Here is a 21,496-nt window from a genome sequence, read left to right as displayed (position 1 = left end):
ACGCTCGATGTCACATAGCGAGCGTCTGATATTCGGAGGGATCGAAGCGCCGGGTGAGCTGCCGGAACCGGAACGTGAACGACGGCCAGAGGGTCGTGTTGCGGCCCTCCGAGTCCAGGTACCAGCTGGTGCAGCCGCCGCGGGTCCAGATCGTGTTCCGCATCGACGAGTGGACCCCGTCGACGAACGCCCGCTGCACGTCCCGCCGTACCTCGACCTCGCGCAACCCCTGGGCGTCCATGGTCTTCAGCGCGTCGAGGATGTACGCGATCTGGGACTCGATCATGAACACCATCGAGCTGTGCCCGAGGCCGGTGTTCGGGCCGATCAGCATGAAGAAGTTCGGGAAGCCGGCGATCGCCGTACCAAGGTGGGCCTCCATCCCGTCGGCCCAGGCCTCGCGCAGCGAGACACCGTCGCGCCCGTGCACCATGTCCATCACCGGCAGGTCGGTGACCTTGAAACCGGTGCCGTAAACGATCGTGTCGACCTCGTGCTTCACACCCTCGGTGGTGACGATCCCGGTCGGCGTCACCTCGGCGATGCCGTCGGTGACGACCTCGACATTCGGCCGCGCGAGCGCCGGGTAGTAGTCGTCGGAGATCAGCACGCGCTTGCAGCCGAGGGTGAAGTCCGGCGTCAACTTGGCCCGCAGTAGCGGGTCGCGAACCTGGTGCTGCAGATGCTTCTCGGCGACCTTCTGCGCCTGCTTCATGATCGCGGGCAGCTTGGCGAACCCGAGCACCATCGACTCGCGGCCCCAGTAGATCCCGGCCCGAACCGCCTTCTGCACCAGCGGGAAGCGCCGGTAGATCGCCTTCTCCGCCGCGGTGATCGTGCGGTCGGGCCGCGGCATCACCCACGGCGGCGTCCGCTGGAACAGGTGCAGTTCCTCGACCTCGGGCTGGATGGCCGGCACGAACTGGATCGCCGACGCGCCGGTGCCGATCACGGCGACCTTGCGACCGCTGAGGTTCAGGTCGTGGTTCCAGCGCGCGGAGTGGAAGACCTCACCCTCGAAGTCCTCGATCCCGGGAAGCTTCGGGTACGACGGTTCCGCCAGCGGACCCATCCCGGACAGCACGATGTCGGCCGTGAACGTCTGCTGATTCGTGGTGATCAGCCACGTGCCGTCCTCCCAGCGCGCCGACTCGACCGCGTGACCGAAGCGGATGTGCGGACGGACGCCGTACGAATCGGTGACCTTGCGCAGGTAGTCCTCGATCTCGGGCTGCGGCGAGAACGTCGACGACCAGTCGGGGTTCGGGGCGAACGAGAACGAGTAGAGGTGCGACGGCACGTCGCATCGGCAGCCCGGGTACGTGTTGTCGCGCCAGGTGCCGCCGACGTCCTCGGCGCGCTCCAGGACGACGAAATCGTCGTACCCGGCCTGCTTCAGCCGGACCGCCATGCCGATCCCCGCGAACCCGGTGCCGATCACCACGATCCGATGCCGCTCGCCCATCAGGTTCTCCAGCCGTCGTCAGAACTTACTCCCAGTAAGTTACTCGGAGTCAGTTAGACTGCGCAAGTGACGTCGACCACTGAACAGCCACCGAAGCGTCGCCGTGATCGCGCGGCCCGGGAGCGCGAAATCCTGGAAGCGGCCGAGCAGATCTTCGGTGAGCGCGGCTACCAGGGCACGTCGATGGACGACGTCGCCGCGAAGGTCGGGGTGTCGAAACCGCTGATCTACCAGTACTACGGCTCCAAGGACGGGCTGTTCCTCGCCTGCCTGGCCCGCCTCCGCGGCCAACTGCTGGACACCGTCGCCGACGCGGTGATGGCCGCGCCGAACGCCGAGGACGCCCTGTACGCCGGATTCCTGGCCTGGTTCCGTTTCCTCGACGAACACCCGCAGGCCTGGTCCGTCCTGGTCGACGAGGGCATGCTGAGCGTCGGACCGGCCGCGGAGGCCACCGACGAGGTCCGCGCGGCCTTCATCGAACTGATCGCCACGATGGTCCGGATGAACCTCCCCGCCGGCCGCCCGGTCGACGACGACGAGGTCCAGATCGTTGCCCAAAGCATCTCCGGCGCCACCGAACGCCTGGCCATCTGGCGCACCCGCGCTGCCACGCCACCCACTCCCGAGAAAGTGGCACGCACCCTCCAGGACCTCCTCTGGCAGGGCCTCCACACCCTCAAGACCACCTGACGCACCTGAAGGTCACCGTGTCGAGGATCGCCCCGCGACTCCGACGTACCCGGCAACTCGACGAAAGGATGCCCGGATGTCCAAGGTGTACGCGCAGGCGTCGGTCTCGCTGGACGGCTTCATCGCCGGCCCCAACGGAACCGGCTTCGACCGCCTGTTCGCCTGGTGTACCGCGGGAACGGTGGAGACCCCGACCAGCCAGCCTGACCGACTGACCTACCGCACGAACGCAGCCACCGCCGCCTACCTGCGCGACCTGCTCGAAGGCACCGGCGCACTCGTCATCGGCCGCCGACTCTTCGATGCCACCAACGGCTGGAACGGCTCACACCCCCTCGGCAAACCCGTCTTCGTCGTCACCCACGAACCGCCCACCGACTGGGTCGACACCGACACGCCCTACACCTTCGTCACCGACGGCATCGCCTCAGCCATCGCCCAGGCACAGTCCGCCGCCGGCACCCTCGACGTCGGCGTCGGCCCCGGCACGACGGTCGTCCAGGCCCTGGACGCCGGCCTCCTCACCGAGCTCCGCCTCGACCTGGTCCCCGTCACCCTCGGCTCCGGCACCCCCATGCTCGAAGGGCTCACCACCCAGCACACCTTCGCCGACCCCCGAACCATCGCCGGTATCGGCGTAACCCACCTCATCTACGACATCTGAGGTGGGAAGGTGCCGGATCGGGGACGAGGTGGTCGTAGTAGTGGTGAGAGCCCACCAAACCAGGGGAGAACACAGTGACCGCCAGCTTCACCTTCGACATCTTCTCGAGCCTCGACGGCTACTCGAACAGCACGTCGTTCGGTGGCTACTTCGGGAAGCAAGGTCCGGAGTTTCTCGAACACCGCCTCGGCCAGTTCGGCGAACCGCAGCGACTGGTCCTCGGAGCCAACACCTTCCGCGGGATGGCGGGGATGCTCGCCTCGGTCGCCGAGCACCCCGAAGTACTCGACCCGTGGGTCACCCGGATGTGGAACCTGCCGACGACGGTGGTGTCGAACACCCTCGACGAAACCCTCGACTGGCCGGACGCCACCATCCTGAACGGCGACCCCGTCGAGGCCATCGCCGCCTGAAGAAGGAGTCGGACGTGCCGCTCCGCTCCCACGGCAGCCTCACCCTGAACCGCGCCCTCCTGGCCGCCGGCCTGGTCGACCGCATCCAGGTCACGGTCTTCCCCGTCGTCACCGGCCAGTCCGGACTCGGGCGGATCTTCGAGGACGCAGCCGACCTCGACCTGGAACTGATCGAGACCCACACCCTCGACGGCCACACCCAAGAACTCATCTACCGGCCCACCCTTACTCATTGAGGATGTCGGTGACTGTGGCCTGGCCGTTGGGGAGGGTTTCGGGGAAACGGCCCATGTAGTACGGGATGGCGATGAGTACGAGAGACAGGGCCCAGCCGCGGGCGCGGAGCCAGGTGGATTCGTCGACCTCCAGGGCTTCGCGGTAGGCCTTGCGGGATGCGCCTTCGAAGATCCACCAGGCCGGGAGTACGTCGCCGGCGGGGTCGGCGGCACGGGCCGTGGCGAAGTCGATCACGGCCGAGAGCTTGCCGTCAGCAACCAACAGGTTGCCCGACATGAGGTCGCCGTGGATCCACGTCGGCGTGCCGTCCCAGGTGTCGGCTGCCAAGGACTCCTCCCAGGCGGCCAGCACGCGCGCGGTGTCGAAGTGATCCCGTAGCTCGTCCAGCGCTTCGCGGAACATGGCGTCGCGCGGCGCCAGCGGCGTACCGCGGCTGAACGGGTCGTCGTCGGGGACCGGTGCGCCGGTCGTGTCGACTTCTCGTAGGGTGCGCACGAAACGAGCCAGGTCGTGGGCCGCCTGCGTGTCGTCTGCCGATGGGACGAACGGTGCCCCTGGCAACCAGCGGTAGACGCCCCAGGTGAAGGGATAGACCTCCGAGGGCCGGCCGAGTTCCAGGGGTTCCGGGATCGGCAGCGAGACGTGCGGCGCGAGGCGGGGCATCCAGGCCAGGTCCATCTCGACCTGGCCCTGGTTCCGCGACGTCCGCGGCAGGCGAACGGACAGGTCGTCGCCCACGCGGAAGGTCACGTTGTCGGTCCCCGACCGCTCGATCACCCGCGCCGGCAGCCCTGCCCAGCGCGGGAACTGCTCCGCCAGCAATCGCTCCACCACCGCGGAGTCGATGTCCACCTCGTCGTCATGCAGCTTCGGAACACCCGTCACGGCGCGACCCTCACACCCGGACGCCGTACGGTCAACCGATTTCCAGGGCTAAGCTACGTGCTTCGTGGAGCTTCCTGAGGCGTGGCAGCGCGCCGTCGTACCACCGCTGCCGTCGGCTGGGCCCGATGTCGTCGGTGAGTTCGCGCGCACGATCTACGGCTCGACACCGGTGGGTGGCGAGCTGACCGACCTGGTACTGCGTTCGCGGGACAGCGGCGCGTTCGATCGGCTGCACCATCGCGCCGTGATCACCTGCCCGCTGGGCGATCTCGAGCTCGACACCACCACCCATCTGCCCGCCGGTGCGAGCCCGCAGCACCCCGCGCCCCTCGTCGTCGCGCTCACGTTCAAGGCCGACGACGCGCCACCCGCGTCGGTGCTGGAGGCCGGGTACGCCGTACTCACGGTCGACTACCAGCAGATCGAGCCGGACGATCCGAACGCGCACGGTGGTGTTCGCACACTGTTCGAGGCTGGGAGCTGGGGCGCGGTGGCCGCGTGGGCGTGGGGGCTGACCCGGCTTCTCGACATCGCGGGAGGTATCGACGGGGTGGATCCGGCGAACGCGGTCGTGCTCGGGCACTCCCGGCTGGGGAAGGCCGCACTATGGGCCGGTGCGCAGGACGAGCGGTTCGCGGTCACGGTCGCGAACGGCTCCGGCTGCTGCGGTGCGGCGCTGTTCCGGCACCCAGGCGGGGAGGACATCGCCGCGATCACCAGCCGATTCCCGCACTGGTTCGTCCCATCGTTCTCGTCGTACGCCGGCCGCGAGAGCGAACTGCCCGTCGACCAGGATCAACTGCTGGCGAGCATCGCCCCGCGCCGCGTGTACATCACCAGCGCCGAGGACGACGCGTGGGCCGACCCGGTCGGCGAGTACCTGGCCGTCGTCGCCGCCCAGCCGGCCTTCGGCCCGAACGGCATCGGCTACCACCTCCGCCCCGGCACCCACGATCTCCTCGAAGAGGACTGGCTGCACGCCCTGGACTTCGCGAAACAGTAGAGCAGTCAGTCCCCGAACAGCTCGTGGATGGCTGCTTCCTGGTCGTCGGTCAGGTCGGTGTGGATCAGCTTGGCGCGCAGACGGGTGCGCTGGAAGGTCGCGCGTACCTGATCGGTCACTTCCTCGCTGGACAGCAGGAACAACGCCGACGTACCAGGCGTCACCTGCCGACGGACCTCCTTGATGAAGTCGTCGTCGATCCCGACGTCGATCAGGGAACCCGCCACCGCCCCGGCCGCCGCGCCGATCGCGGCTCCTGCCCAGGGCATCAGGAAGATCGTCCCGAACAACATCCCCCAGAACATCCCGCCGACCGCTCCCGGTCCCGTCATGTTCCGCACCTGCCGGGTCCGCGGCCGCCGCTTCTCCGGCTGCCACGACACCGACGCCGCGTCATGGATCTTGATCAGTTTCTGCTTCGCCAGACTCTCCAGAGTCCCGATCGCCTGGTTGGCCCCGTCCCAGGTCTCGAACTTCCACACCGTCAACGTCGCCATCCCACTCCTCCCTCACAACCACCAGTTGACAACCCCCAAGCCCGCCGAACAACCCTGAGGTCCGACCCTGAGAGCGGGCTGACGGATGTCATGGACGGGTGGTGACGGCCGATCGAGGCCTCCCCCGGCGTTCTTCGCGAAGCTCTTGGGTATGACGACAACGACTGCGGTCAGCCTGCGAGGTGTGACCAAGAAGTATGCGGAGGTGCAGGCCGTCGCCGGGGTGGATCTGTCCATCCGGGCCGGTGAGGTGGTGGCGTTACTGGGGCCGAACGGCGCCGGGAAGTCGACCACGATCGAGATGCTGCTCGGGCTGGTGAAGCCGGACCAGGGCACGGTTCAGGTGTACGGCGGTACGCCGACCGACGCGATCGCCCACGGGCAGGTCGGCGTGATGCTGCAGAGCGGCGGGATCATCGAGGACGCCAAGGTCGGCGAACTCCTGAACCTGGTGGCCGGCCTGCACCACGACCCGATGCCGGTCGAGGAGGCCCTCGAGCGGGCCGGGATCGCCGACCTCACCAAGCGGACCATGAAGGGCCTGTCCGGCGGTCAGAAGCAGCGGGTGCGGTTCGCGATGGCGATCATCCCGCAGCCCGATCTGATCGTGCTGGACGAGCCGACGACCGGTATGGACGTCGAGTCCCGCCGCGACTTCTGGGCGTCGATGCACGCCGAGACGGCTCGTGGCCGCACGGTCCTGTTCGCGACCCATTACCTGGAAGAGGCGGATGCGTACGCCGACCGCGTGGTGCTGATGCGCAACGGCAAGGTCGTTGCCGACGGCACCGCCGCGCAGATCAAGGCGAGCGTGTCCGGCCGGACCATCCGCGCCACGATTCCCGGCGCCGATCTGGCGGCGCTCGCGGCGCTGCCCGGCGTACGGAACGTGGAGACCCGTGGCGACGTGGTCCTGCTGCAGTGCGCCGACTCCGACAACACCCTGCGGCATCTGCTGGGCAACACCGGGGCCCACGACATCGAGGTCACCTCGGCCGACCTCGAGGACGCCGTACTGGCCATCAGCGCACAAGAGGAGAGCCTGGCATGAACCGCGACTACCTGATCTTCGACATCCGCCGCACGCTGCGGAACCGGCGGGTGCTGATCTTCTCGATCCTGATGCCGCTGGTGCTGTTCCTGATCTTCGGTATGACGTTGCCGCAGGACGCCAACGAGGCCGGGATCTCCGCGATCGCGTACGTGATGGTCAGTATGGCGATGTTCGGCTCGATGTCCGCGGCGATGAGCAGCGGCGGCGTGATCGCGGCCGAACGCGACGGCGGCTGGAACCGGACGCTGCGACTCACCCCGCTGAAGCCGCAGGCGTACGTCGTGAACAAGGTCATCCTGAGCCTGCTGCTGGCGGTGCCGCCGCTGATCGTGGTGTTCCTGTGCGGCATGACCTTCGGGCACGTGCACCTGAGCGCCACGCAGTGGCTGACGGTCGCGCTCGTGTCGTGGCTCGGCGCGCTGCCGTTCGCGGCGATCGGGCTGGTCATCGGGTACATCGCGAAGCCGGACAGCGTGCAGCCGATCACCGGTCTGACCACGATGCTGATCGCGGCCTTCGGCGGTCTGTGGCTGCCGGTCGACCAGATGCCGTCGGTCATGAAGCACATCGCCCAGCTCACGCCGGCGTACTGGACCGGTCAGACGTCCAGGAGTGCGCTGACGGCGGGCGGTGTCGACACCCACGCACTGCTGGTGGTGATCGGCTGGACGGTCGTGCTCGGGATGATCGGGCTCCGCCGGTACCGCGCCGACACCGCCCGCGCCTGAACCGTCCCGTGGCGGAAACATCCGTGACTGAAACATCCGTGGCCGAAGATCCGGGCGATAGCGTGACCACCGTGAAGACTTCGCCGACCCTGATGGACGCGCTCGCCGAGCGCGGCGGCCGCCCAGGACCTGGGCGGTGGGGCTGGCTGGCCGCCGGGGTCTGGTTGTTCTACCTGAACCAGCCGTTCGAGGAGATCATCCACCGGGACGGCACGACCCGGGTCCTCGGTCTGGTCACGCTCGCCCTCTTCGCGCTCGCGTACCTCGGGTTCTTCGGGTGGATCCGCTGGGTCGGCCTCGGCGCCCGGGGGATGCCGACCTGGCAGCGCCTGGCGTACCTGGCCGGGATGCTCGCCCTGAGCCTGCTGCTGCTGCCGTCGGCGGGTCAGCAGGCGCTGACCTGCCTGGTGTACATCTCGGCAGTCGCGATGATGGCGCTCGACCTCCGGATCGCGATCGGCGTCGTCGTACTGCTGCTCGGCGGCGTCGAGCTGGCGATGCGGGTGGTGCCGGGCTGGACCGACAACGGCAGCTTCGGGTTCGCGATCTTCCTCGGCGCCCTGGCCGTGTTCGGGATGCGACGGGCGATCCAGCGCAGTATCGAGCTGAACGCGGCCCGCAAGGACATGGCGGAGCTGGCGGTGCAGGAGGAGCGGAACCGGTTCGCCCGCGACCTGCACGACATCCTCGGCCACTCGCTCACCGTCATTACGGTGAAGGCGGAGCTGGCCGGGAAGCTGATCGAGGCGAATCCGGCGCGGGCGGCCGCCGAGGTCGCGGACGTCGAGAGCCTGGCCCGGGCCGCGCTGGCCGATGTCCGGGCCGCGGTCGCCGGGTACCGGGAGCTGAGCCTGGCCGGTGAGCTCGTCTCGGCGCGGGCCGCGCTGCAGGCCGCCGAGATCAAGGCGGATCTGCCGACCACGGTCGACGAGGTCCCGGAGGAGAACCGCGAGCTGTTCGCCTGGGTGGTGCGGGAGGGCGTGACGAACGTCGTACGGCACTCCGGCGCGAAGCGCTGCACGATCCGGATCACGGCGGCGCAGATCGAAGTACTCGACGACGGCCTCGGACCGACACCGGGCGGCGGCGCGTCGGGGCACGGGCTGGTCGGGCTGCGGGAACGGGCCGACCAGGCCGACGCGAACGTACAGGTCGGCGAGGCTCCCGGCGGCGGGTTCCGCCTGGCCGTCAAGGTCGGCCTGTGAGGATGGGGCTGTGACGATCCGACTGTTGCTCGCTGACGACCAGGCGCTGGTGCGCGGGGCGCTTGCCGCGTTGCTCGACCTGGAGCCCGACCTGGAGGTCGTGTCCGAGGTCGGTCGCGGCGACGAGGTGATCGACGCCGCGAAGAGCGCCCGGCCCGACGTCGCGCTCCTCGACGTGGAGATGCCCGGGCTGGACGGTATCGAGGCGGCCGCCGCGCTGCGGACCGCCGTCCCGGGGGTGCGGGTGCTGATGGTGACCACGTTCGGCCGCCCCGGGTACCTGCGCCGCGCGATGGAGGCCGGCGCGGCCGGGTTCGTCGTCAAGGACACCCCCGCGACCCAGCTGGCGGACGCCGTACGGCGGGTGCACCAAGGGCTCCGGGTGGTCGACCCGTCGCTCGCCGCCGAGACCCTGGTGGCCGGTACCAGCCCGTTGACGGGCCGCGAGTCCGACGTACTGCGGGCCGCCCGGGAGGGAGGCACCGTCGCCGACATCGCCAAGGAACTGCACCTGTCCGAAGGCACCGTCCGCAACCACCTCTCCGCCGCCATCGGCAAGACCGGCGCCCGGACCCGGGCCGAAGCCGCGCGCATCGCCCTCGACAACGGGTGGTTGTAGCCGGTCTCTACCTCTAGGGTTAGTTGTCCCAGGGAGGGGGGATCTGCGATGTCGATCGAGAGTTTCAGTGTGCGGGGTCGGTTGGCGGACACGGGCGAGGGGATCACGGCCGACGAGCTGCAGCTGGCGGCCCGGAACCACGGGATGCCACTGGAGGGCCTGAGGTACGACGTGACGCCGCCAGGACTGCACTACGTGCTGGTGCATTACGACATCCCGGCAACGAATGCGGGCGACTGGCTGCTCACCGTGGACGGATGCGTCGAGCAACCGCTCACGTTCGGGCTGACCGAGCTGCGCGCGATGGGACGACGTACCGTCCGGGTCACGTTGGAGTGCGCCGGCAACGGCCGCGCGACGCTGCAGCCGCGACCGATCAGTCAGCCGTGGTTGTCGGAGGCGGTCGGTACGGCGGAGTGGACGGGCGTGCTGCTGGCTGATCTGCTTCGGCTCGCCGGGCTGCGCTCCGACGCCGTGGATGTGGTGTTCACCGGCGCGGATCACGGTGTGGAGCGCGGTGTCGAGCAGGACTACCAGCGTGGGTTGTCGGTGGAGGAGGCGATCGACTCCGGCGCGCTCATCGCCTGGGAGATGAACGGAGCGCCCTTGCCGCCGCAGCACGGGTACCCGCTGCGTCTCGTCGTACCGGGCTGGTACGGGATGGCGAGTGTGAAGTGGCTGCGGTCGATCGAGGTGATCGACCACGCGTTCGAGGGGTTCCAGAACGCGGTGGCGTACCGGATCCGCACGGACGCCGACGACCAAGGCGTCGCGGTCACCCGGATCGAGCCGCGGGCGCTGCTCGTGCCGCCCGGTTTCCCGGACTTCATGAGCCGCCACCGCTTCGTTGCCGCGGGCACCGTTCCGCTGTTCGGCCGGGCCTGGTCCGGGTGGGCGCCGATCGAGCGGGTCGAGGTCAGCACCGACGCGGGCGTGAACTGGCACGAGGCGAAGTTGGGTGCCCCCAGCAACGACGACGACGAGCTCGCCTGGCGGGCCTTCGCCTTCGACTGGGAGGCGACACCGGGCGAGCACGTCCTCACCGTCCGCGCGTACGACGCCAGCGGTCGCGAACAACCCATCGAGGCGCCGTGGAACCGCGGCGGCTTCAGCAACAACACCGCCCAGCGCATCACGGTCCTGGTGACCTGAATACGCGTGTCGTTCGTCCGTTCCGCGCGGATGCCGTTTCATCCTGGAGACGTACACGGTCTCACTCCAGGAGTGGTGCGGTGAACGAGCTGGGAACAGAGATCCACCTGCACGCGCGGGTGTTCCGGGCGGCCGGTGAGTGGTACGCCGACGTCGGCGACGAGCACGACCCCCAGCCGGACAACCCGCTCTGGTGGGGGTCGTACGACTCGCAGCGGGCCGCCATCACCGCCGCCTGCGAACGCATCGCCGCCCTACACCGCGCACAGACCCTGCACCTCGACGACCAAGAGGCCTCCTAGGTCAGCCGAACGCGATCGCCAGGCCCATCCCCAGGCACAGCAGGGTGATGACGACGCCGAGCGGCCAGGCCCACCACGGCGTCGACCAGTCGACGGCCACCGCGACCACGTACTCCGGGTTCTCCGGGTCGTCGACCACGTCGATCCGGTCCCCGACCGCGGGCACCGGATCCAGGTCGTTGCCGCCGTCCACCTCGACCGGAGCCCCGCCCGCCGGATCTGCCACCTTCACGGTCACATCGTGGTACTTCGACCACTTGTCTTCCTCGACCGAGACGACCACGGCCTGCAGGACCGGCCCGTCAGCGACCAGTCGTTGATTGTAGTGGCCGGCCGAGATCCCCAACGGCAGGATCGCGAGCGAGCCGAGCGCGATCGGCACACCGACGAGCACCCGGACGGCCCTGATCAGCACCTCACCGAGCCCGATCCGCCGACGCCCCACCCGCCGGTGCTTGCCGTCGACGCCCTCAGACCGGCGAAGAGCAGCCGTCTCCCTGGCTTCGGCCAGGTCGCGTTGACGGGCGCGCTCGCGGCGGTCCTCAGTGCTTTCGCTGGGCTCTCCGAGGCGCTTCCACCACGGAAACAGCTCGGCGAGCCAGCGGGCGGGGTAGCACGCCCCGCCCGCGATCGCGGCGCAGACGAGCGGGTTGTCGTACAGGAAGCTCGGGCGAGTGAACCACCCGACGATGTACAGCCCACCGCCGACCGCGACGAAGAACACGAGCAACAGCACCTGCTGACGGCCGAGGAGGTCGTCGTCGAGGCTGCTCATCGCCACATCATGAGCCATTGACGCCGACCGCCATGAACCGGTTCCACCGGCTGATCTGCAGCTGGACAGTACGTATAGCCCCACTGCGCCGCTGCGGCGGCCTGACTGAGCGTGGGCGTTTGGGAAGTGCACATATACGTACTGTCGAGCTGCAGCTACTCCGGTTCGTTGTGGGAGTCGCCGCCTACTCGGTACGGGGTGGTGACGCCCTCGTACATGAGGTGGGTCATGAGGCCTTCGGAGGCGTGGGGGAGGTTGTGGCAGTGGTCCATCCAGAGGCCGGGGTTGTCGGCGACGAAGGCGATCTCGTAGGTCTCCTTGTTGCCGACCTCGAGGGTGTCGACCCACCATGGTGAGCCTGTCGCCGCGACGCCGTTGCGGGACAGGACGACGGCGTGGTGGCCGTGCAGGTGCATGGGGTGCGCCTGACCGCTGGTGTTGGAGATCTTCATCCGGACCACGTCCCCCTCGGCGACCATGAACATCGGTACGTCGGGGAACTTGTGGCCGTTGATCGTCCACCACAACCCCGGCACACCGTCCAGGAACCCGGGCCGCCGCCCGATCCGGTACTCGAAGTTCCGGTCCGCCTTCGCCGGGTCGAACCCGGTCGGCGCCGTCGTACCGTAGGTCAGCAGATCCACCGTCTCCGCCGGCAACTCGCCCTTCGGCGGGTCGACCGGCCCGATGCCGAGCGACAGCGCCGACGTACCGGCCACCAAGCGCATCCCGCCGGCCGGCACCGCCGCCTCGAGATCCACCCGTCCGCCGGCAGGCAGCGCATACGCGGCCGTCACCGGCGTCGGCCCGTGCACGTCGCGACCGTCGACCGCGACCACCTTGTACGGCGTCCCGAGCAGCCCGACGCGGAGGATCGCGTTGTCGGTGTTGATGACCCGCACGCGTGCGGTCGTACCGGCCGGGAGGTCCACCCGCTCCGTCCCGGTCCGCCCGTTGATCGTGCGCTTCCCGTCGTACGTGTGGATCGTTGCGACGACCTCGCCGGACGTGGCCGGTGCGATCACGATCGGACCGAACAGGCCGCCCTTGACCTCATCGCTCGACACCTGATGCGAGTGGTACCAGTACGTCCCCGCCTGCTCGGCCTTGAACCGGTACACGTGCTTCCCACCGACCGGTACGGCGTCCTGCGTCACCCCGGCAACCCCGTCCTCGGCGTTCGGTACGTCGATCCCGTGCCAGTGCAGCGTGGCGCCGTCCTTCACGGACTCGTTCACGAACGTGACCTGCACCAGGTCGCCCACCCGCGCGCGGATCAGCGGACCGGGCGATGTCCCGTTCACCGTGTACCCGTCGATCGTCTCCCCGGACGCGAGCTGGAACTTCTGCTTCCGCGCCACCAGCGTCACGTCCACGTTCGGCGTACCGGTCTTCGGTCCCGTCAGGTCCGGGACGTCCAGGCCGCTCATCGTGTGGTGCTCGTGATTCATCGACGGTCCGCCGCCGTAGTCGGCGTACCCCATCTCCGCCGGGTTGTACTCCCCCGGGACCAGGCTGGTCGCCCAGAGGTACCCGAGCGGTACGAGTACCGCCAGGGTGACCCCCAGAGCGACCAGCCGGCCCCGCCGGCGGTTCTTGACGTCAGCCACTGGTCACAGGCTGATTCGGTACGACGGCGCGCCGGGCGGCCGCACCCGCCACACCGGCGATCGCGAGTCCGTTGATGCCGTGCAGCAGGCCGAGGGCCGGCACCCCGAAGGACACGACCGCGAGCAGGAACTGCACGACCACCAGACCGACCACGATCCCGGCCAGCGTGCGCCCACGCGGTACGTCGGTCAGGAACGACACGATCAGGAACACCAGCGCCAGCAGCGCGATCACCGAACCGGCGATGCTGTGGTAGCTCTGTCCGAAGTTGCTGTAGTCGGCGCCGATCGAGGTGCCGTCGTCGGCGTCCTTCGCGATCGTGAACCCGGCCAGCGCGATCGACGCGACCTGCAGCACGACCGCGACCGCGATCAGCATCCCGACGATCCGGTACACGTTCCTCATGCGCGCCGCTCCATCCGCCGCTTCCGCACGATCAGCACACCCGCCACGATCAGCAGCAGCGGCAGGACCGGCGGATGCCCGCCACCCGCCACACACCCGATCGAAGCCAGTACTCCGACCACGCTCAGCAGAATCAGCAACGGAAAGGGCACCCGCCCCAAGAACCCCCGCGCCGCCCACGCCGGCCGCCTCGGCCCACTCCAGGCACCGCCCGGTCCCGCGCCCGTTCCAGCGCCCGGGCCGTTGGCTCCGGCACCAGCAGCTGCGGCGCCCTCGGTGGTTTGGTGTGCGCCCGGCAGGTCGGCGAACAAGCCGTCCAGGTCTGCTCCCGTCCTGGCCTGTAGTGCCTGCTCGACGCGCTCGGAGTGTTCGTCCGCGCTCAGCCGGCCGGCTTCGTAATGCTCGCCCAGACGCCGGACGGCGTCCTCACGCTCACTGTCGCCGATGCGGATCGATCCGCCCGGCCTCTCGTCGTTCATGACACTCCTCGGTGATCGTTGTTCTTCCAACGTCACCAAGACTGTCTTTCGGACCCCTCCCACCGCGTCGCCTCAGCGGCGACACCTCCCCTACCCCCGGAGGAGCACACTGCACCGCTGGACGCAGTACGACGTACTCCCCCGGGCGTAGGTCACCCCAGGGTGAACCCTCAGGTGTTCGCGGAGAGGATCTGGTTCACATCGTCGTTCGCCTTGGCGAGCGACGCCGGTTCGGCCTCGAACGACATCACCGACTCCATCGCCGGTGTCATCACCGCGGTCACGTCCGCCGCGTTCGGGTTGGCCGGGTACGGGAACACGTCGCCGGCCTCAACGGGCTCCAGGAACGGCGTGACGTCCCACCCGCTCTTCGCGAACGCCGCCTTCGCCGCCGGCATGCTCGCGGCAACCGCCGGGAACACCACCCCGGCCTTGGCGACGATGTCCTGCGCCGTCTGCGAGCCGAGGAACTTCACCCACGCCCAGGACGCGTCCCGCTGCGTCGTACCGGCCCAGATGGTGTCAGCCAGCCCGTTCATCATCGACATCCGCTTGCCGACCGGCCCGATCGGCAGCCGGGCGAGCTTCGTCTTCACCTGCTTCAGCGTCCCGTACGTCCCGAGCATCCAGGAGCCGTTCGGGGTGATCGCGTACTTGCCCGCACCGAACGAGGTCGTCACGTCCACCCCGGACTTCGCCTGCGCGTACGTCGGCATGTACCCCTTGGTGATGAGCCCACGCCACCACCCGATCGTCTCGGTGAACTTCGGGTCGCCGTAGAAGAACTTCGTACCCCACGGCTCGCCCTCGGAGTACTTCCAGCCGTTGATCGCGGCGTACCAGCTCCAGCTGGTCTGCCCGTCACCACCGCCGGCGTCGGCGTACCCGAGCCCGTAGACCTTGATGTTGTCCTTGTCGAACCCCGGCTGGTCGCCGCGACGGTCCTTGGAGTCCACCGTCAGCCGGCGGACGATCTGCTCGAACGTCCCGCCGTCCTGCGGGTTCCACGTCATCGAGTTGAGCTGCTCGGCACTGATCCCGGCCGCCTCGGTGAACGCGCTGTTGTAGAAGTAGACCTCGGTGTCCCAGTCCTTCGGCAGGCCGTACCGCTTGCCGTCCGCACCGATCCAGCGATCCGCCAGACCCTTCTGGTAGATGCCCAGATCAACGTTGTCCTTGGCAACGTAGTCGTCGATCGGCAGCACCTGCCCCTTGTCCGCGAACAGCGGGTACTTCGACGAGTGCCCGGTGAACACGTCCGGCGCGGTGTCCGAGATGAACCCGGTGACGAGCTTCGACCAGTAGTCGTTCCAGCCGTACTGCTCGATCTTCACCGAGTACTGCGGGTTCTGTTCGTGGAACACCTTCGCGCACTCGGTGTACATCGGCAGCTGCGCCGAGTCCCACAACCAGTAGATGATCTCGCCGTCACCCCGCGCCGCGGCCCCGTTGTTGCAGGCGGCAACAGCCGGTACGGCGAGACTCGCCAGCCCTGCCTTCAGCAGGGTCCTCCGTGTGAGCATCATTTGATCCCCGAGAATCCGATGGAGTTCGTGATCCGCTTGGCGAACGCCAAGAACAAGATGATCATCGGCAGTGCCGCGATCAGCGTCGCCGCCATCAGCCCGGCCCAGTCCGGTCCGCCCTGCGGCGTCTGCGACCGGAACACCCCGAGCGCGACCGTCAGCACCCGCACGTTTTCCTGCTGACCGACGAGCAACGGCCAGAAGTAGTCGTTCCACGAGTTGATGTAGGTCAGGATCGCCAGCGTCGCGATCGGCGCCGCGCTCATCGGGATGATCAGCCCGAAGAAGATCCGCCGGTGCCCGGCGCCGTCGATCATCGCCGCCTCCTCGAGTTCCCGGTTGATGCCGAGGAAGAACTGCCGCAGGAAGAAGATCGCGAACGGCGTCATGAACGCGCCCGGCAGGATGATGCCGGCGAAGCTGTTCAGCAGCCCGAGGTTCTTGATCAGCACGAAGTTCGGCAGCGTGGTGAAGATCGGCGGCACCATCAGCGCGGCCAGGAACAACGCGAACACCTTGTCCCGCCCGGGCCAGCGCAGCCGGGCGAACGCGTACGCCGCCATCGCGCTGAAGAACACCTGGCAGACCGTCGTGACGGTTGCCACCACCAACGAGTTGCGCAGGTACAGCCAGAAGTTCACGGCCGCACCGGAACCGCCCTGCGCCTGCGCCTCCTCGATCGATGCCAGTCCGAGCACCCGCTTGAACGCGCCGAGCGTGGTCTCCACCGGCAGCAGCGAATTCGGGTGACCGGGCAGCTGCGTGTTGTCGGAGAACGCCGTCCGCAACATCCAGTAGAACGGGAAGAGCGTGACGATGAGAAGAATGAACAGCATCACCCAGGCGACGGTCCTGCCAACGCCGAGCTTTCTCATGCGAGATCACTCTCCTTCGCCCGCAGCAGCCGCAGCTGGAGCAGCGACACGACCGCGAGGATCGCGAACAGCACCAGCGCCATCGCCGACGCGTACCCGAAGTCGAACCGGGTGAACGCCCGTTCGTAGATGTAGTAGTAGATGACCCGGGTCGCGTTGATCGGACCGCCCTGCGTGGTCACGGCGACCGTGTCGAAGATCTGGAACGACCCGATCATGGTGACCACCAGGACCATCACCAGAACAGGCCGCAGCAGCGGCAGCGTGATCCGCCAGAACGTCTTCCACTCGGTCGACCCGTCCACCTCGGCGGCCTCGTAGACGTACTTCGGGATCATCTGCAGACCGGCGAACACGAGCAGCGCGGTGTACCCCATGTGCCGCCAGACGTTGATCCCCGCGACCGTCGGGATCGCCCAGTGCGAGTCGCCGAAGAACGCCACCGGGTCGACCCCGAACCAGCCGAGGAACGTGTTCACGATGCCGACCTGGACGTCGAGCATCCAGTACCAGACGAGCGCGACGACCACGTTCGCGACCAGGTACGGCGCCAGGATGATCGCCCGGACCGTGATCGACTTGGTCAACCGGTACATCAGCATCGCGATCCCGACCGCCAGGACGGTCTGCACCCCGATGTTGATCACGACGTACTCGACCGTGACGCCGAGCGCGTTCCAGAAGAAGCTGTCCTGGACCATCCGCTCGTAGTTGGCCAGCCCGTTGAACTTCGGCGCCTCGAGCAGGCTGTACTCGGTGAAGCTCAGGTACGCGCCGCGCAGCGTCGGCCAGATGTAGAACACGACGAAACCCAGGGTCGCCGGGGCGATGAAGATCATCGCGACCTTCAGGTCCCCCAGGTTTCGCCGTCTCCCTGGTGGTGCTGCCGAGTCCCCGTGACTTCGTTTCCTGGTAGGTGGTGCGTTGGTGGTGGCGGTCACGGGGATCTCCTTGTCTGTCGGCGATCGAGTGGGCTTACCCGATCGCTGTCACGTCCAGCAAAATCGCGTTCTCGGGCCATTGCGCGGGCATGAGTACTCCGACCGAGGCGAGGGCGGCGCCGTTCAGCTCCACGCTGCCGCCGTCGGCCGACCAGACCGTGGATCGCGACGCGGGCCCTGGCGTCACGACCTTGCTGATCCGGTACGTCCGCTGCGGGTCGAGGCCGGGCAGCCGAACCCGCCCGACGGCCGACGTCACCGACTGCTTCGTCTGTACGACGCTGAACACGCCACGCTGACCGTCCTGCGCGACGACACCGTGCACGAGGACGTCCTCGGGACCGCGGTCGGCACGGATCACGCGACCGGTGTGCAGCAGCGGCCGCAACTCCTTGTGCAGGGCAACCCATCCCTTGAGCTCCGCGCGCTCCTCAGGGCTGGCCGAGGCGATGTCCCACTCGATACCGAAGTGTCCGAACAGCGCGGTGATCGCGCGGAACGACAGCGTCTGCGTGCGGCCTGTGGTGTGGGCCCGCGGCGGGCCGACGTGGCAACCGATCAGCTCCGGCGGCAGCAGCAGCTGCGTGTAGCGCTGGATCGTCTGTCGCTCGAGCGCGTCGTTGCTGTCGCTGCCCCAGATCCGGTCGGTGCGCTCCAGGATGGCGAGGTCCACGCGGGCGCCACCCGACGAGCAGGACTCGATCTCGAGTCCCGGGTGCCGGCGCTTCAGCTCGTCGATCAACCGGTACACAGCCAGGGTCTGCTCGTGAATACCCGCCGTACCCGTGTGCTGGTTGCCGCCGTCAACGAAGTCGCGGTTGTGGTCCCACTTCAGGTACGCGATGTCGTACTCGGACAGGATGCTGTCCAGCCGCTCGAGGATGTAGTCGTACGCCGCCGGGACGCCGAGGTTCAGTCCCTGCTGGTGGCGTGCGGTCGGTGGCATCCGGTCGCCGGCGGCGAGGATCCAGTCCGGGTGCTCGCGGGCCAGGTCGGAGTCCGGGTTCACCATCTCCGGCTCCACCCAGAGGCCGAACTGCAGGCCGAGACCCTTCACGTGGTCGACGAGCGGGTGCAGGCCCTTCGGCCAGATCCCCTCGTCGACGTACCAGTCACCGAGACCGGCGTGGTCGTCGCGCCGGCCGCGGAACCAGCCGTCGTCCAGCACGAACCGCTCCGCCCCGACCTCGGCGGCGGCGTCCGCGAGCGACTTCAGCTTGTCCAGGTCGAGGTCGAAGTACACGGCCTCCCAGGTGTTCAGTACGACGGGGCGCTCGGTCTGCGGGTGGTTGGTCCGCGCGCGCAGGAAGTCGTGGAAGCGGTGCGAGACCTGGTCGAGGCCGACGCCGTACGAACCGTAGATCCACGGGGTGCTGTAGGTGCCTGCGGGCTGGAGGCGCCCCTCGCCCGGGAGGAGCAGTTCGCCGCCGCCGATCACGCCGTACCCGCTCATGCCGCGCTCGGCGTACGAACGGTGGTTGCCGCTCCAGGCGGTGTGCACGGCCCAGATCTCGCCGGTGCGGAAGCCGAAGCCCTCGGTGCCGGCCAGCAGCAGGAGCGTGGCGTCGGCGCCAGTGCGGCCGCGGCGGTTGTCGCGGATGTGGGCGCCCTGCGTGAACGCGTGCCGCTGCGGGTGCCGCTCACCGATGTGCCGGCCGGTCATATCGAGCAGCTCGGTCGCCTCGGTCGGCACCGGCAAGGCGAGGTAGAGCCCGTCGAGCGTGTACGGCGTTGCGCCGGTGTTGGTCAGGTCGGCCTTGGTCCGCACCAGGCCCGAGTCCGTGAGCTCGACGGTGAGCCGGAGTTCGAGCCCGGCGTCGACGGCGTCGATCTGCACGGTGTTGTCGGTCCGGGCGACGCTGCTGAGCGTGAAGCTCACTGAGAAGTCCTGCCCGTCGCGGTGGCCGTTCAGGCCCGGGAGGCCGAACCAGCCGGCCGAGTACTCGGGCACGATCGCGATCGGACGGTTCTCGTCCAGGCCGTTCCCGTCCTGGACCGCACCCGCGCCGCGGCGCAGTTCCAGCAGAGCCTTCTCGGTCAACTCGCCCAGATCCGCACCCCAGTGCAGCACGGACGGAAGAGCCGGCCCGGAGCAGTCGAGCACCAGGCTGACACCACCGGCGCGAAGCTGCAGAATCTCGATGTTCGACACTGTTGATTCACTCTGCTTTCTGATTGATTTCAGGACGAAACTATTTACCCCGCCAGCCCCGTTGTCAATGCTTCACGAAGTTAAGTAAATACCCTAAGCCTGTCACCGATGTCAGAACAGACCTACCGGCAACCGCTCTCCGCTAGCGGGACAGCCGTGCCCGAACCAGCAAGTCATGCAACCCCGGCTCCGCCGTGGGCCGCGCAGGCAGCCTGCTCGCCGCCTCCGCCTCGTCGAGGACGACCTGCAACCGGCTGACATCCTCGGCCAACAACTCCTCCGACGGACCGTCCAGCGGAGCATGCTCCGCCTCCGCCTTCGCGACCATCAGCTCAGGCAGGTACGACGGCCCGCCCGGTAGCTCACGCAGATCCGCCTGGACCACACCCGTCCGCATCAGGTTGATCCCGGTCAGCAACACCCGGAACGTGTACAGCAGCGGCTTCAGCTCACGCTTCTTCTCGAAGAACTCCCACTGCGTACGCGCGAACCCGCGGTAGTGGTGCGCGTGCCACTTGGTGATGCACCCCTTCGCCATCTCGACGAGCTCCGCGTGTTCCGGCGTACTCAGGACCACGAGGGGTGACAGGACCTGTTCGAGGACGTAGCCGTTGCGACGGAGCATCAGCCGCGCGAACTTGGCCAGGTCATGAGTTACCAGGTCGACCTCGGCTTCGTTCTCGAACCAGGTGCGGTCGAGGGTCTCCGGACCGTGCCGCAGTCCGACCACCTCGGCGGCCGGCAGGACGTGTACGCCGCGGAGGTCGACGTCGGAATCGCGGGACGGGAAGCCGTACAGGTGCGCGCCCGAGACTGTGGCGAAGAGCAGCGGATAGGGCTGCTCCCCCATGATGGTTCGCAGCTCGGGGTAGTCGAGCTGCCGCATGTCACGCGTCACTGAGGTTTCTCTTTCGTACTGAGCGGAGCCAGTTGTTGACGGTTGGGACGTCCGGTGTTGCTGGGAGGACTGTGTGCTGGAGGGCTTTGTCGAGGTCCTCGTGGAGGGTCAGGCGCCAGCGTTCGACCTCGTCCCAGGGGAGGTCGCCGCGTTTTACCGCCAGGAGGCGTTCGCGGTGCGGGCCCACGTCGACGACGAGCGTTGCTTCGAGTAGGAGTTCGCGGGCCGAGAGCAGCAACCGGATCAGGTGCATGACGTGCTTCCACTTCGGCGTACCGTCGCGGCGGAAGTCCGTTTCGAGCTTCTTGAACTGGCTGAGCACGTAGCCCGAGTACGTCTGATACGCCAGCTGGGACAGGAACGCCGTACGGAGTCCGACGAGCTCCGCCCCCAGGGGCGTCTGCTGGACGACGAGGGGTGAGTGCAGGACCTCCAGGAGGTTCGGGTTCGACTTCAGGGCGAGTTCACAGAACCGTTCGACCTCCCACGAGAACCATTCCGGCTCCGGTCCGTCGACGTGCGTCGGCGGCTTCCCGAGCGACCAGAACGCCTCGGTCGGCGCGACGTACACGCCACGCGTGTCGGTGTCGGACTCCTCCGTGTCGAGCCCGAACGCCCGCGATCCGACGACCGCCGCGTAGATCGTGTGCTCGCGCACCAGCCGGTCGCCGTCCGGCTGGTCCAGCTCGATCGCTTCGTCCTGGTACGCCGTCCGCAGGCTGAGCTGATCGCGCCGGGCCACGGTATGCCGGCCGTCCACGAGGCGGACCGTGTAGCGGCCGTCCGGCGTCACGCCCGCCACCCGCCCGGTCGCCCCGCGCTGCGCCGTACCGCCCCGGTCGTCGGGCGCCGCGACCCGGACCACCACCTGCGTACCCACCGGCAACTGCGGACCCATGGCGGCATCGTGTCATCCT

At 68.3% G+C, this 21,496-nt stretch carries 24 protein-coding genes; 11 read left to right on the top strand and 13 right to left on the bottom strand.

The window, feature by feature from the left end:
* Positions 1–10: 10 nt before the first annotated feature.
* Positions 11–1,465 (bottom strand): flavin-containing monooxygenase, encoded by a 1,455-nt coding sequence (locus E0H92_RS24820; RefSeq protein ID WP_131497882.1) that lies wholly within the window; start codon positions 1,463–1,465, stop codon positions 11–13.
* 66 nt (positions 1,466–1,531) lie between these two features.
* Here E0H92_RS24820 and E0H92_RS24815 point away from each other — a divergent pair, with 66 nt between their 5' ends.
* From E0H92_RS24815 to E0H92_RS45190, 4 genes are all read left to right on the top strand, one after another.
* Positions 1,532–2,158 (top strand): TetR/AcrR family transcriptional regulator, encoded by a 627-nt coding sequence (locus E0H92_RS24815; RefSeq protein ID WP_131497881.1) that lies wholly within the window; start codon positions 1,532–1,534, stop codon positions 2,156–2,158.
* Positions 2,159–2,234: 76 nt separating this feature from the next.
* Entirely contained in the window at positions 2,235–2,822 is a 588-nt protein-coding gene (locus E0H92_RS24810) for a dihydrofolate reductase family protein (protein ID WP_131497880.1), read from the top strand.
* Between the two features lie 74 nt (positions 2,823–2,896).
* Positions 2,897–3,235 carry a dihydrofolate reductase family protein gene (locus E0H92_RS45195; protein WP_238173580.1) on the top strand — a complete coding sequence of 113 codons (339 nt, stop codon included), beginning with the start codon at positions 2,897–2,899 and terminating at the stop codon, positions 3,233–3,235.
* A gap of 14 nt (positions 3,236–3,249) precedes the next feature.
* Positions 3,250–3,471, top strand: coding sequence for a dihydrofolate reductase family protein (locus tag E0H92_RS45190; protein WP_238173579.1), 222 nt, complete (start codon positions 3,250–3,252; stop codon positions 3,469–3,471).
* On the opposite strand, the gene E0H92_RS24800 is transcribed toward E0H92_RS45190, so the two are convergent.
* Positions 3,461–4,357: an aminoglycoside phosphotransferase family protein gene (locus tag E0H92_RS24800; RefSeq protein ID WP_131497879.1), complete on the bottom strand. Its 897-nt coding sequence runs from the start codon at positions 4,355–4,357 to the stop codon at positions 3,461–3,463. The genes E0H92_RS45190 and E0H92_RS24800 overlap by 11 nt on opposite strands.
* A 64-nt stretch (positions 4,358–4,421) precedes the next feature.
* Between E0H92_RS24800 and E0H92_RS24795 the strand changes: the two genes are divergently transcribed.
* Entirely contained in the window at positions 4,422–5,360 is a 939-nt protein-coding gene (locus E0H92_RS24795) for a glucuronyl esterase domain-containing protein (protein WP_131497878.1), read from the top strand.
* A 5-nt stretch (positions 5,361–5,365) separates the two neighbouring features.
* On the opposite strand, the gene E0H92_RS24790 is transcribed toward E0H92_RS24795, so the two are convergent.
* Positions 5,366–5,857 (bottom strand): DUF1269 domain-containing protein, encoded by a 492-nt coding sequence (locus E0H92_RS24790; RefSeq protein WP_131459939.1) that lies wholly within the window; start codon positions 5,855–5,857, stop codon positions 5,366–5,368.
* Between the two features lie 151 nt (positions 5,858–6,008).
* Between E0H92_RS24790 and E0H92_RS24785 the strand changes: the two genes are divergently transcribed.
* The 6 genes from E0H92_RS24785 (at position 6,009) to E0H92_RS24760 (ending at position 10,917) form a co-directional block, all read left to right on the top strand.
* On the top strand, positions 6,009–6,908 hold the full coding sequence (locus tag E0H92_RS24785) for an ABC transporter ATP-binding protein (RefSeq protein WP_131497877.1): 900 nt from the start codon (positions 6,009–6,011) through the stop codon (positions 6,906–6,908).
* Positions 6,905–7,639 carry an ABC transporter permease gene (locus tag E0H92_RS24780; protein ID WP_131497876.1) on the top strand — a complete coding sequence of 245 codons (735 nt, stop codon included), beginning with the start codon at positions 6,905–6,907 and terminating at the stop codon, positions 7,637–7,639. The genes E0H92_RS24785 and E0H92_RS24780 overlap by 4 nt, the downstream gene beginning before the upstream one ends.
* 71 nt (positions 7,640–7,710) lie before the next feature.
* A complete protein-coding gene (locus tag E0H92_RS24775) occupies positions 7,711–8,844 on the top strand; it encodes a sensor histidine kinase (RefSeq protein ID WP_131497875.1) in 1,134 nt (377 codons plus the stop codon).
* A 10-nt stretch (positions 8,845–8,854) separates the two neighbouring features.
* The gene (locus E0H92_RS24770; protein ID WP_131287079.1) at positions 8,855–9,463 is read left to right on the top strand and encodes a response regulator transcription factor; all 609 of its coding nucleotides are present in this window, start codon (positions 8,855–8,857) and stop codon (positions 9,461–9,463) included.
* Positions 9,464–9,511: 48 nt separating this feature from the next.
* Positions 9,512–10,615, top strand: coding sequence for a sulfite oxidase (locus E0H92_RS24765; protein WP_131497874.1), 1,104 nt, complete (start codon positions 9,512–9,514; stop codon positions 10,613–10,615).
* Between the two features lie 80 nt (positions 10,616–10,695).
* Entirely contained in the window at positions 10,696–10,917 is a 222-nt protein-coding gene (locus tag E0H92_RS24760; RefSeq protein WP_131459949.1) for a hypothetical protein, read from the top strand.
* Position 10,918: 1 nt separating this feature from the next.
* Here the strand turns inward: E0H92_RS24760 and E0H92_RS24755 are convergent, their stop codons facing one another.
* From E0H92_RS24755 to E0H92_RS24710, 10 genes are all read right to left on the bottom strand, one after another.
* Complete coding sequence (locus E0H92_RS24755; RefSeq protein WP_131497873.1) at positions 10,919–11,692, bottom strand: DUF3592 domain-containing protein; 774 nt, start codon at positions 11,690–11,692, stop codon at positions 10,919–10,921.
* A gap of 155 nt (positions 11,693–11,847) precedes the next feature.
* Entirely contained in the window at positions 11,848–13,302 is a 1,455-nt protein-coding gene (locus E0H92_RS24750) for a multicopper oxidase family protein (RefSeq protein WP_131497872.1), read from the bottom strand.
* Positions 13,295–13,708, bottom strand: a complete 414-nt coding sequence (locus E0H92_RS24745; RefSeq protein ID WP_131497871.1) for a hypothetical protein — start codon at positions 13,706–13,708, stop codon at positions 13,295–13,297. The genes E0H92_RS24750 and E0H92_RS24745 overlap by 8 nt, the downstream gene beginning before the upstream one ends.
* Entirely contained in the window at positions 13,705–14,187 is a 483-nt protein-coding gene (locus E0H92_RS24740; protein ID WP_131497870.1) for a DUF1707 SHOCT-like domain-containing protein, read from the bottom strand. The genes E0H92_RS24745 and E0H92_RS24740 overlap by 4 nt, the downstream gene beginning before the upstream one ends.
* 170 nt (positions 14,188–14,357) lie before the next feature.
* On the bottom strand, positions 14,358–15,710 hold the full coding sequence (locus E0H92_RS24735) for an ABC transporter substrate-binding protein (RefSeq protein ID WP_238173578.1): 1,353 nt from the start codon (positions 15,708–15,710) through the stop codon (positions 14,358–14,360).
* Positions 15,710–16,588, bottom strand: coding sequence for a carbohydrate ABC transporter permease (locus tag E0H92_RS24730; RefSeq protein WP_131459956.1), 879 nt, complete (start codon positions 16,586–16,588; stop codon positions 15,710–15,712). The genes E0H92_RS24735 and E0H92_RS24730 overlap by 1 nt, the downstream gene beginning before the upstream one ends.
* Positions 16,585–17,427, bottom strand: coding sequence for a carbohydrate ABC transporter permease (locus E0H92_RS24725; protein ID WP_131459957.1), 843 nt, complete (start codon positions 17,425–17,427; stop codon positions 16,585–16,587). Before E0H92_RS24725 ends, E0H92_RS24730 begins: the two co-directional genes overlap by 4 nt.
* 136 nt (positions 17,428–17,563) lie before the next feature.
* Positions 17,564–19,681, bottom strand: coding sequence for an alpha-galactosidase (locus E0H92_RS24720; RefSeq protein ID WP_131497868.1), 2,118 nt, complete (start codon positions 19,679–19,681; stop codon positions 17,564–17,566).
* A gap of 142 nt (positions 19,682–19,823) precedes the next feature.
* On the bottom strand, positions 19,824–20,579 hold the full coding sequence (locus E0H92_RS24715; RefSeq protein WP_238173577.1) for a nucleotidyltransferase domain-containing protein: 756 nt from the start codon (positions 20,577–20,579) through the stop codon (positions 19,824–19,826).
* Positions 20,569–21,477 carry a nucleotidyltransferase domain-containing protein gene (locus E0H92_RS24710; protein ID WP_131459959.1) on the bottom strand — a complete coding sequence of 303 codons (909 nt, stop codon included), beginning with the start codon at positions 21,475–21,477 and terminating at the stop codon, positions 20,569–20,571. Before E0H92_RS24710 ends, E0H92_RS24715 begins: the two co-directional genes overlap by 11 nt.
* Positions 21,478–21,496 lie beyond the last annotated feature (19 nt).

This window comes from Kribbella speibonae (assembly GCF_004331375.1).
Lineage (GTDB): Bacteria > Actinomycetota > Actinomycetes > Propionibacteriales > Kribbellaceae > Kribbella > Kribbella sindirgiensis.
Note: the sequence above shows the minus strand (reverse complement) of the source record. Positions and strands in the feature narration are given on the sequence as shown.